Raw genomic sequence first — 11,101 nt, forward strand, 5'->3', positions numbered from 1 at the left:
GTTCACTCGACACCGGCAACCCACGTCCGATTGCAGCCCGAGGCCTTCGGCCCCGAGTCAGCCCCCATACCGTCTAGAGCCAGGTATCGGTGGTGGTGGTGGTGAGGAACGCGTCGAGGTCGTCACGCCACTGTGCCGGAGAGTTCTTGTCCGGTTCGATGCCGGTGTATTCGCCGCGGTAGAACAACAGCGGCCGCGGTTTCTTCTTCGGTACTTCGGAGAGCGAGTGCACCGCACCGAACACCACGAAGTGGTCACCGCCATCGGTCACCGAGTGCACGGTGCAGTCGATATGCGCCAGCGTGCCGTCGATCACGGGTGAGCCGAGTTTGCTTGGGCTCCAGTCGATTCCAGCGAATTTGTCCGGCTCCTTCGATCCAAACCGGGCAGACACGTCCTTCTGCTTCTCGTGCAGGATGTTGACGCAGAACTTTCCGCTGGCCTCGATGGCCGCCCAGGACCGCGACATCTTGGTGGGACAGAACAACACCAACGGCGGCTCGAGCGACAACGCCGCGAACGACTGGCAGGCAAAGCCCACCGGAGCGTCCTCGTGGACCGTCGTGATGATGGTGATGCCCGTGCAGAACTGGCCCAGCACGTGACGGAACGTGCGGGGGTCGATCGAGGGCGCAGACATCGGCTACTTGAACCCGACGGAGAAGTCGTGCCCCCACAGACTGACGGCGGTGCTTTCCCTGGCGATCCAGCCCTGATCCTCGACCTGCAAACCCTCACAACCGAATTCGACGTCGAAACCGCCGGGGGTCTTCATGTAGAAGGACAGCATCTTGTCATTGGTGTGCCGGCCGAGTGTCGCCGACATCTTGACCTTGCGGCGAAGGGCGCGATCCAGGCACAGGCCGACATCGTCGGAGTTCTCCACCTCGACCATCAGGTGCACGATGCCGGTCGGGTTGGGCATCGGCATGAAAGCCAGCGCGTGATGACGCGGGTTGCAGCCGTAGAACCGCAACCACACGGGATCCCCGTCGGCCGGGCGGCCCGCGATCTGTGGGGGCAGGCTCATGGAATCCCGCAGCCGGAAGCCCAGCACATCCTGGTAGAACGCCTGTGCGGCAGCGTCATCGTCACAGGTGAGCACGACGTGCCCGAGCCCCTGTTCGGCGGTGACGAATTTGTGGCCGTAGGGGCTCACGAAACGGCGACCCAGGTACTGGGCACCGTGGAACGCTTCGAGAACGTTGCCGGCGGGATCGGAGAACCGGATCAGGCCCTCGACCCGCCGCTCGGACTTCTCCTCGCGGGTGCCTTCGACGAAGTCCACGCCCGCCTTGGCCAGGGTCTCGCGCAGGCCCTGCAGCGCAGGCGCATCGGCGACCTCCCAGCCCGAAATCAGCAGCCGGTCCCGGTCGCCGGGCACGATCACCAGGCGGGCGGCGAAGTCGTCCATGCGCAAATAGAGCGCATCGGGGATGGCCCCGTCGCCCTCTGCCATGCCGAGGACCTTCAGTCCGAATTCACGCCAGGCCCCCACATCGGTGGCCTCAATTCGCATATAGCCGAGCGCCTTTAGCGTCATGCCCCACCTCCGAGGAAATCAATGGTCAGCTTGTTGAACTCGTCGAATTTCTCCAACTGAGCCCAATGTCCACATTGCCCGAAAACATGCAGCTGCACACGCGGAATCTGCTTTAGCGCGACCAGTGCGCCGTCGAGCGGGTTGACACGGTCCTCACGGCCCCAGATCAGCAGTACGCGCTGGCGCATCTTGTATACGTCGCGCCACATCATGCCGAGCTCGAAATCAGCTCCCGCGAACGACTTTCCCATCGCCCGTGCCGCGGCCAGCGATTCGGGCGTGCTGGCGATCGCAAAGCGCTCCTCGACCAGCTCGGGAGTGATCAACTTCTGGTCGTAGACCATGATGCGCAGGAACTTCTCCAAGTTCTCGCGCGTCGGGTCGACGGTGAAGCGGCCCAGCAGCTTCACACCTTCGGTGGGGTCGGGCGCGAACAAATTGACCGACAGGCCGCCCGGGCCCATCAGCACCAGCCGCCCGGCGCGCTCGGGGTTGTCCAGCGCGAAACGCACCGCGGTGCCACCGCCCAGTGAGTTGCCCACCAGATGCGCGCGTTCGATCTTGAGATGGTCGAACAGATTCAGCAAAGCCGTTGCGCTGTAACGGTTGTACTGCTCATGCTCGGTGTGCTTGTCAGAGTGGCCGTAGCCGGGCTGATCGACGGCGAGCACAAGGAAACGTGTGGCCAGCACGCCGATATTGCGCGAGAAGTTCGACCAGCTGGATGCACCGGGGCCGCCGCCGTGCAGCAGCACCACGGTCTGCGGATTACCGACTCCGGCCTCGTGAAAGTGCAGCCGCATGTCGCTGCGGACCTGCGCATAGCGAGAGGTGGACTCGAAAGTCAGCTCCTGCTGGGACTCCACTTCCTGGATGAAAGACGACATCGGGCGTGCCCGTTAAACCATCGTGTCGCCGAGCGGCAGCCCGAATGCCTGGTTGCCGAACATCACGTAGGCGCGCTCGGCGTCGTTAGCTGCGTGCACGCGCCCGGCGTGCGCGTCACGCCAGAACCGTTGCAGCGGTGTGTCGGTGCCCAGGGCAGTGGCTCCTGCGCTCTCGAAGAGCCGGTCGATGGCCGCGATCGCGCGCTGGGTGGCGCGCACCTGGTCGCGACGGGCCTTGGCCCGCAGCTCCAGCGGAATGTCCTCGCCGGCCAGCAGCAGCTTGTATTCGGTGGCCAGATTGCCCGACAGCTGGCCCCAGGCCGCGTCGATATCGCTGGAGGCCTCGGCGATTCGGACCTTGGCGAACGGATCGTCCTTGGCCTTCTCACCGGCGTAGGCGGCGCGCACCCGCTTGCCCTGATGCTCGACGTGAGCGTCGTAGGCGCCGTAGGCCATGCCCACGATCGGAGTCGAGATGGTCGTGGGATGCATTGTCCCCCAAGGCATCTTGTAGACCGGGGCGGTATTGGTCTGCAGCCCGGGCGAAGCGAGATCGCCCATCGCCTTGAAGGAGGTGAACCGGTGCCGCGGCACGAACACGTCCTTCATCACCAGCGTGTTGGAGCCGGTGCCCTTCAGGCCCACGACGTGCCAGTCGTCCTCGATGCGGTAGTCGCTGATCGGGACCAGGAAGCTGCCGAAGTCGACCGGCCTGCCGTCCTTGATCACCGGGCCACCGACGAAGGTCCAGGAGGCGTGATCGCAGCCCGACGACCAGTGCCAGGCGCCGTTGACCAGGTAGCCGCCATCAGTGACCACGCCGGCGCCCATCGGGGCGTAGGACGAGGAGATCCGGACGGTCGGATCGGCGCTCCAGACATCTTCCTGGGCCTGCTGGTCGAAGTGGGCCAGGTGCCAGTTGTGCACGCCGAGAATGCCGGCGACCCAGCCAGTCGAACCGCAGGCGCTGGCCAGGCGGCGGACCGCCTCATAGAACACCGTCGGGTCGCTCTGCAGCCCGCCCCACTGCTCGGGCTGGAGCAGCTTGAAGAAGCCGACCTCGTCGAGTTCGGCGATCGTGGCATCGGGGATGCGACGCAGGTCTTCGGTCTCCTGAGCGCGCTCGCGCAGCTTTGGCAGCAGTTCGTCGATGCCGGTGAGAACCGACTCCGCGTCACGCTGTTGAATGGACGTCACTGCATGCCTCCCGGAAGTGCGTTACTCCGACCAAGACTAGAACACGTTACGATTTGTGTCGAGCAGCGCGAGCCTGCGGCTGGTAGCGATATGTAAACCGATTTCTGTAACCTGTTCTAGTTGGGTTGGAGGGAAGGCTGAGCAACGTGACGCAGGTTCCACCGGACGAGCCACTGGGTAGCCACGTGCTCGAGTTGGAAGTGACTGATGTGGTCGAGGAGACCGATGATTCGCGGTCTCTGGTGTTCGGCGTGCCCGCCGGTGCGGACATTCCGGCCGATCGCCTGCGCTACGCACCGGGCCAGTTCCTGACCTTGCGCATCCCCAGCGACCGTACCGGTTCGGTGGCCCGCTGCTACTCGCTGTGCAGTTCGCCCTTCACCGACGGCGCGCTGACCGTCACCGTCAAACGCACTGTCGACGGCTACGCGTCCAACTGGCTGTGCGATAACGCGCACCGGGGCATGAAGATGCACGTCCTGGCGCCGTCGGGCACCTTCGTCCCCAAGACCCTCGACGCCGACTTCCTGTTGATCGCGGCCGGCAGCGGGATCACCCCGATGCTGGCCATCTGCAAGTCGGCATTATCTGAGGCAGGTGGCCACGTCACCTTGATCTACGCCAACCGCGACGAGCGCTCCGTGATCTTCGGCAGTACGCTGCGCGACCTGGCCGCCAAGTACCCCGATCGCCTGACGGTCGTGCACTGGCTGGAGTCGGTGCAGGGTCTGCCGAGCGTGCCGGCCCTGAGCCAGTTGATGGCTCCCTACACCGACCGGCAGGCGTTCATCTGCGGACCCGGGCCGTTCATGAAGGCTGCTGAGGAGGCGTTGGACTCGCTGAAAGTCCCAGCCAAGCAAGTGCACATCGAGGTGTTCCGCTCGCTGGATACCGACCCGTTCGCCGCGGTGAAGATCACCGACGATGGCGACGAGCCGCCGGCCACCGTCGTCGTCGAACTCGACGGGCAGTCTCACACCGTGTCGTGGCCGCGCAGCGCCAAGCTGCTCGACGTGCTCCTCGACAAGGGTCTCGACGTGCCGTTCTCGTGCCGAGAGGGGCACTGCGGCGCCTGCGCGGTGGTCAAACGGAGCGGCGAGGTCGAGATGGACGTCAACGACGTCCTGGAGCCCAGCGACATCGACGAGGGATTGATTCTGTCCTGCCAAGCCCGGCCGAAGTCGGATTCGGTGGCAGTCACCTACGACGAATAGCTCAGCGCGAGCGTGTGTCGGGTGTCGCGGTTCTCCTAGCGCGGCAGCCCGAGCAGGCGCTCGCCGGCCAGGGTGAGCAGGATCTGCTCGGTACCGCCCGCGATCGTCAGGCAACGGGTGTTGAGGAAGTCGTGCACGAACCCGTCAACCGTCAGCCCGCCGGACTCCGACAACTCCTGCCGGAATTCGGCCAGCGCCTGCCGGTGCCGCACGCCAATCAGCTTGCGGGCGCTGGCTTCCGCGCTGGTGTCCTGCCCACCGACGGCTAGCTGCGCGATGCGCTGATCGAGCAGTGATCCCGCCTGCGCGGAGAGGATCAGTTTGCCTGCCTGGTCCTGCAGCGCGGTATCGAGTTCGCCTCGCGCAGCGACCGTTTCGAGCATCTCCTCCACCGGATTGCCCAACGCGGTGCCCTGCGCCATCGCGACCCGCTCGTTGGCCAGCGTGGTACGGGCCAGCCGCCAGCCGTCGTTGACGGTGCCGACCACCATGTCGTCGGGCACGAAGACGTCGTCGAAGAAGACCTCGTTGAAGAGCTCGTCACCGGTGATCTCCCGCAGCGGGCGGACCACGATGCCCGGCGAGCGCATATCGATCAGGAAGTAGGTGATCCCTTTATGTTTCGGCGCCTCGGCATCGGTACGGGCCAGACACACGCCCCAGTGCGCCTTCTGCGCGGCCGACGTCCAGACCTTCTGGCCGGTGAGCTTCCAACCGCCTTCGGCCCGAACAGCTTTGGTGCGCAAGGCGGCCAGATCGGAACCGGCGCCGGGCTCGCTGAACAGCTGGCACCAGATGATGTCACCGCGCAGTGTGGCCGGCACGAACTGTTCGATCTGCTCGGGCGTGCCGCCTTCGAGGATCGTGGGCACCGCCCACCAGCCGATCACCAGATCGGGGCGCTGCACGCCGGCCTTGGCCAGTTCGGAATCGATGAGAAGTTGCTCGGCCGGGGAGGCCTCCCGACCGTACGGCTTGGGCCAGTGCGGTGCCTGCAACCCAGTGGCGGCCAGTGCCGGCTGACGCTGCTCAACCGGCAGCGCGGCAACTTCGGCCACCGCCGCGGCGATCTCGGGCCGCAGGTCTGCGACGGAGTCCAAGTCGATGTGCAGCTCACGGCGCACACCGTCCAGCGTCAGCGCACCGACCCGGCGCAGCCACGCCGGCCGGCCGCCCAGGATCTGGCCGATGTTGTACGCGCGGCGCAGGTACAGATGAGCGTCGTGCTCCCAGGTGATTCCGATGCCGCCGAGCACCTGGATGCAGTCCTTGGCATTGCCCCTCGCCGACTCGATGCCGATCGCGGCAGCGATGGCGGCGGCGATGGCGAGCTGCTGGTCGTCACTGCCGGAGGCGGCCACCGCGGCGTCGGCGGCGGCCACCGCGGCCTGCTGCGAGCGCAGCAGCATCTCGGCGCACATGTGCTTGATGGCCTGGAAGCTGCCGATCGGCTTGCCGAACTGTTCGCGCACCTTGGCGTAGTCGACAGCGGTGTCCAGCGTCCAGCGGGCGACCCCGGCGGTCTCGGCCGCCAGCACGGTGGCGGTCAAGTCCTCGAACTTGCGCCGCGTCACCGCCAGCGTGGTCGCTGGGGCAGCATTCAGCGTCACTTTCGCCAGCGGGCGCGAGAAGTCGGTGGCCGTCAGTAGCTCGACCGTCACACCGTCGGCGGCGGCGTCGACCACGACGATCTCGTCCCCCACCGGCAGCAGCAGCGCACCCGAGGAGTCCGCACCGAGGACGTACCCGGCGGTGCCGGTCACCTTCCCGCCGTCGGCACGCAGGTCGGCGGCCAGCGCCAGGCCCGCGGTGGCCTCGCCCGACATCAGCGCTTCGAGCAGCTCGGGATCGGTGACCACCAGGGTCGCCACGGCCGTCGTCGCGACCGGCCCGGGGATCAGCGCCCGCGCCGCTTCCTCGACCATGGCGCACAGATCTTGGATCGAGCCACCGGCACCGCCGGCGTCCTCAGCCACGGCGACACCGAAAAGACCCAGCTCGGCGAGGGCGCTGTAAACCGGGCGCCACGCGTCCGGCGTGCCCTGTTCGACGTCGCGCACAGCGCTCAGGGCGCCGGACGAGGCAGCCCAGCTGCGAACCAGCTCGCGGGCGGCAAACTGTTCATCGGTGATGGTCGCAGACACCGTCGGCTCCTAGAGGTGACGAAGAACGGGGCTGAAAGATCTTCTCGGCCCACTAGAACGTGTTCTAATAGTGCCAGCGATCGCCAGTCAAGTCGACCGGCATCGCAGCAGGACACGCGGCTGTCCTGGGGGATGCAGGGGTGCGCGGAGCAGTCTAACGATGCGTATCGTTTCCTCCAGAAACGGCCCTTGGAAGGAGCTGACCGAGCCAATGTCATCGCCAGCGCAGAAATCGTCGGCCGGCGGTGCGGGTTCGCAGCCACGTGAGGTGATCCCGGTGTCAGTTCTTGCCGAATCAGAACTCGGCTCAGAAGCCCAGCGTGAGCGCCGCAAACGCATCCTCGACGCGACCATGGCCATCGCCTCCAAAGGCGGTTATGAAGCCGTCCAGATGCGCGCCGTCGCCGACCGCGCCGACGTGGCAGTCGGCACGCTCTATCGCTACTTCCCGTCGAAGGTCCACCTGCTGGTCTCGGCGCTCGCGCGCGAGTTCGAACGCATCGACTCCAAGACCGACCGCTCTGTGGTGGCCGGAGGTTCCCCGTTTCAGCGGCTGAACTTCATGGTCAGCAAGCTGAACCGGGCCATGCAGCGCAACCCGCTGCTGACCGAGGCGATGACACGGGCTTACGTGTTCGCCGACGCGTCGGCAGCCGGTGAAGTTGATCACGTCGAGAAGATCATCGACAGCATGTTCGCCCGCGCCATGAGCGACGGCGAACCGACCGAGGACCAGTACCACATCGCCCGCGTCATCTCCGATGTGTGGCTGTCGAACCTGCTGGCCTGGCTCACCCGCCGGGCCTCGGCGACCGACGTCAGCAAACGCCTGGATTTGGCGGTACGGCTGCTGATCGGCGACGACGGCGAGTCCTAGGACTCCAGTGCCCGACCTGCCCGAGGATCTGCACCGCGCGCTGATCAAGGTCGCCGGCGTCCCGCGTCTACTGGTGGCATCCGACTTCGACGGCACCGTCGCGCCGATCGTGTCCAACCCTGCCGACGCCCGCCCTGTCCCGGCCGCCGCCGAGGCGCTGGCCGCGCTGGCCGCGCTACCGTCCACCAGTGCCGCCCTGATCTCCGGGCGGGCGCTGCGCGATCTGCGGGTGCTGTCAGGGCCGCCGGCCGGTGTGCACCTGGTCGGCAGTCACGGCTCTGAGTTCGATGCCGGGTTCCTCGATGCGATCGACGAGCCGGCCCAGGCGCTGCTGGCCAAGCTCGAGCAGACGATGACCGCGCTAGCCGGGCGCTATCCCGGTGCGAGCGTCGAGATCAAACCGGCCAGCGTGGCCTTCCACGTCCGCAACGCGGCACCAGAGCACGCCCAGCAGGCGCTCGATGATGCGCTGAATGCGGTGCGGGACTGGGATATTCACGTCACCGAGGGCAAAGCGGTTCGCGAGTTCGCCGTAATCGACACCGACAAGGGTGAAGCTCTCGAGCGGCTGCGAGACCAGAGCAACGCCGACGCGACGGTGTTCTTCGGCGATGACGTCACCGATGAAAAAGCATTTCGCAGGCTGACCGACGGCGATATCGGGGTGAAAGTCGGGGCGGGTGAGACCCTGGCCCACTATCGCGTCGACTCCCCCGACGACGTCGCAGCTGCGCTCGAGGTTCTGCTGCACGCCCGGCAACGCTAGCCGGGCGGGCCCGCCGTCCGTGGCTGACGTCTTTCGACACGGCGCGGCGCGGCAAATTGTTAGGGTGAGCCGTCCACGGATGGTTTTCGCCGAGTCGGGGGAAACAATGGCAGGTCATCGCCAATTTTCGGGCTCAGGCGGCACACGTCGCGGCAGTCGACCACGCCGGATCCAGCCATTCGCTGTGAGCGCCTGGTTGGGAGTCGGCATTCTGACCGGCAGTCTTGGGGCCACCACCGCGGTCGGTGTGGCGCATGCGGACGGCGCTAGTCGGGACGGTCAGAACACGTCGGCTACCGAGGGCTCGCACACCCCGGCTGCCGTCGGTCCCCGGGCACGCACCCGCCTCAGGACCCAGGCCACCCCGCCCGATGTCAACCGCAATGCGCTCGCTGGGCGCCGGCCGCTTATTGCTGGGGCCGCTGAGCTTCGCGATGAGGTGGCGACCGGCTCGCAGACTGCCGCGGTGGCGCCAGCTCGCCGCCCGGTCCACACCGGTTCGGTGGCCGCTGCCTTGACCCCGCTCACCGATTTCATCGGCATCTTCGTCGGTAACGGCACCGCGTCGCACCCCAATGCCGGTCTGCTCATCGGCAATGGTTACAGCTTTTCGTCGACCAGTTGCACCGGCACCGTCGCGTGCAACGGCGGCAACGCCGGCCTTTTCGGGAACGGCGGCAACGGCTTCAACGGAGGCAACGGGGGCAACGCCGACTTGCTGGGCAGCGGCGGCAACGGCGGCAACGGGTTGGCCGGTCAGGCCGGCGGCGCCGGCGGCACTGGCGGTCTGTTCGGCGGTAACGGTGGAAACGGCGGCAACGGCGGGGCGGCGACCGCTGCGGGGGGCTCGGGCGGAAATGGCGGGACAGGTGGCTCGGCGGGACTCTTCTCCATCCGCGGCGACGGCGGAAATGGCGGAAATGGCGGGAACGGCGCGGCCGGCGCCGGCAATCAAGCCGGGGGCACCGGAGGCAGTGGCGGGAACGGCGGGAACGCCGCGGCGTTGTTCGGTAATGGCGGTGCCGCTGGCTTCGGCGGGACAGGCGGCCATGGCGGGGTGGGTGTCAATCCCACCCCGGGAACATCCTCGGCGGCCACCGGCATCGGCTACCAGGGGCCGGCACCCGGAGACGCCGCCGATTCTGCGGTGGCCGTCGACACCACTGCGGGCGACGCCGGCGGCGCCGGGACAAGCGGTGCGTCCGGCCAGAACGGCGGCGACGGCGGTGACGGGCAGGCCGCTTTGACCGCCGTCGGTCTCGGTGTCGGCGGTGTCGGCGGTGCCGGCGGGACCGGGGGCTCCACAGGCACCGGCGGAACCGGCGGAACCGGCGGCCTTGCGGCCTCCTACAGCGGAACGGCGGTCGGCGGTGCCGGCGGCAGCGGCGGCACCGGCGGCGTCGGTGCCGCGGGCGGGAACGGCGGTATCGGCGGGCTCGCGGTGGACCCGACCGGCGGCCAGGCGGGGGCCGGCGGCAACGGTGGCAACGGTGGTCAAGGCGTCTCGGGGGCCTCCGGAGGCCAGGGCGGCAAAGGCGGGACGGGCGGCCGTGGCGGGGCTTTGTACGGCCTCGGAGGATCCGGCGGCGCGGCGGGCGGCGGCGGTATCGGTGGCAGCGGCGCGACCGGGGCCACGGGCGGCGATGGGGGCAACGGCGGCACCGGATACGTCGGAGCCAATGGCGGTTCCGGCGGTCACGCGGGCCTGGGCGGGGCCGGTGGCAGCGGTGGATCGGGCGGACTCGCCGGTAATGCCGGAGTTGGGGGCAAAGGCGGGCTGATTGGCGGATCTGCGGGCATCACCGGCGCGTCAGCGGTCAATGGCACTACCGGCAGCTCCGGCCTCACAGGAGCCAGTGGTCAACCGGGCACCGCCGGGCACAGCAACCAGACGCAACTTGTGGACGACGGAGACAATCTTGAGATCGGAAACGGTCTGACGCCAGATTCGACGCTCGCACCGAACGGCTCGAACGGCGGATGGCTTTACGGCGATGGAGGCAACGGCAACAGCGAGCCGGAGTCCACTGGACTGGCTGGCGGGAACGGCGGCAACGCAGGTCTGATCGGCAACGGCGGCAGCGGCGGCTCCGGCAGCGACGCCGGCACCACTGCCGGAACCGCCGGCGGGAGCGGCGGCAACGGCGGTTCACTCTTTGGCAGCGGCGGCACTGGCGGCACCGGCGGCACCGGGGCCTCAGGTGCTGAAGTCGTCAATCCGCCGATTCCACCGACCACCTCCGCTGCCGGCAGCGCTGGTCAAAATGGCGGCACCGAAGGTAGCGACGGTACCAATGGCACACCTGCCACCAGCTATCAGAACGGCGGCAACGGCGGCAACGGGGGCAGTGCCGTTGCGTTCGGCTCGCATCAAGACGAGAGCGGGCACGGCGGTAACGGCGGCACCGGCGCCGCAGGTGGCAGCGACGGCGGCAACGGGGGCAACGGGGGCAACGGGGGCTCGGTCACCTAC

9 protein-coding genes are annotated in these 11,101 nt (G+C 67.6%); 4 read left to right on the top strand and 5 right to left on the bottom strand.

Features of this window, described 5'->3' with window-relative positions; translation table 11 throughout:
• Positions 1-73: 73 nt before the first annotated feature.
• Genes hsaB through hsaA form a run of 4 tightly spaced genes read right to left on the bottom strand, consistent with a single transcriptional unit; the run spans position 74 to position 3,627 of the window.
• Positions 74-640, bottom strand: coding sequence for a 3-hydroxy-9,10-secoandrosta-1,3,5(10)-triene-9,17-dione monooxygenase reductase subunit (gene hsaB / locus CG716_RS29090; RefSeq protein ID WP_094484619.1), 567 nt, complete (start codon positions 638-640; stop codon positions 74-76).
• Positions 641-643: 3 nt separating this feature from the next.
• Complete coding sequence (gene hsaC / locus CG716_RS29095) at positions 644-1,543, bottom strand: iron-dependent extradiol dioxygenase HsaC (protein WP_094484620.1); 900 nt, start codon at positions 1,541-1,543, stop codon at positions 644-646.
• Positions 1,540-2,430: a 4,5:9,10-diseco-3-hydroxy-5,9,17-trioxoandrosta-1(10),2-diene-4-oate hydrolase gene (gene hsaD, locus CG716_RS29100; RefSeq protein ID WP_094484621.1), complete on the bottom strand. Its 891-nt coding sequence runs from the start codon at positions 2,428-2,430 to the stop codon at positions 1,540-1,542. Before hsaD ends, hsaC begins: the two co-directional genes overlap by 4 nt.
• Positions 2,431-2,442: 12 nt before the next feature.
• Positions 2,443-3,627, bottom strand: coding sequence for a 3-hydroxy-9,10-secoandrosta-1,3,5(10)-triene-9,17-dione monooxygenase oxygenase subunit (hsaA, locus tag CG716_RS29105; protein WP_094484622.1), 1,185 nt, complete (start codon positions 3,625-3,627; stop codon positions 2,443-2,445).
• Between the two features lie 146 nt (positions 3,628-3,773).
• On the opposite strand from hsaA, the gene CG716_RS29110 reads away from it, so the two are divergent.
• Positions 3,774-4,841, top strand: coding sequence for a ferredoxin--NADP reductase (locus CG716_RS29110; protein WP_094484623.1), 1,068 nt, complete (start codon positions 3,774-3,776; stop codon positions 4,839-4,841).
• 35 nt (positions 4,842-4,876) lie between these two features.
• Here CG716_RS29110 and CG716_RS29115 read toward each other — a convergent pair whose 3' ends face one another.
• Complete coding sequence (locus CG716_RS29115; RefSeq protein ID WP_094484624.1) at positions 4,877-6,985, bottom strand: acyl-CoA dehydrogenase family protein; 2,109 nt, start codon at positions 6,983-6,985, stop codon at positions 4,877-4,879.
• Between the two features lie 211 nt (positions 6,986-7,196).
• On the opposite strand from CG716_RS29115, the gene kstR reads away from it, so the two are divergent.
• From kstR to CG716_RS31215, 3 genes are all read left to right on the top strand, one after another.
• The gene (kstR, locus tag CG716_RS29120) at positions 7,197-7,862 is read left to right on the top strand and encodes a cholesterol catabolism transcriptional regulator KstR (protein ID WP_094484625.1); all 666 of its coding nucleotides are present in this window, start codon (positions 7,197-7,199) and stop codon (positions 7,860-7,862) included.
• A 7-nt stretch (positions 7,863-7,869) separates the two neighbouring features.
• On the top strand, positions 7,870-8,628 hold the full coding sequence (gene otsB / locus CG716_RS29125; RefSeq protein ID WP_094484626.1) for a trehalose-phosphatase: 759 nt from the start codon (positions 7,870-7,872) through the stop codon (positions 8,626-8,628).
• A gap of 184 nt (positions 8,629-8,812) precedes the next feature.
• On the top strand, positions 8,813-11,101 hold a 2,289-nt coding region (locus CG716_RS31215; RefSeq protein ID WP_337360784.1), incomplete at its 3' end, for a PGRS repeat-containing protein.

This window comes from Mycolicibacterium sphagni (assembly GCF_002250655.1).
Taxonomy (GTDB): Bacteria; Actinomycetota; Actinomycetes; order Mycobacteriales; family Mycobacteriaceae; genus Mycobacterium; species Mycobacterium sphagni.

What these genes read in the sequence shown, in the direction of transcription:
- hsaB (WP_094484619.1), bottom strand. Translation starts at nt 640, where the DNA reads ATGTCTGCGCCCTCGATCGACCCCCGCACGTTCCGTCACGTGCTGGGC.
- hsaC (WP_094484620.1), bottom strand. Translation starts at nt 1,543, where the DNA reads ATGACGCTAAAGGCGCTCGGCTATATGCGAATTGAGGCCACCGATGTG.
- hsaD (WP_094484621.1), bottom strand. Translation starts at nt 2,430, where the DNA reads ATGTCGTCTTTCATCCAGGAAGTGGAGTCCCAGCAGGAGCTGACTTTC.
- kstR (WP_094484625.1), top strand. Translation starts at nt 7,197, where the DNA reads ATGTCATCGCCAGCGCAGAAATCGTCGGCCGGCGGTGCGGGTTCGCAG.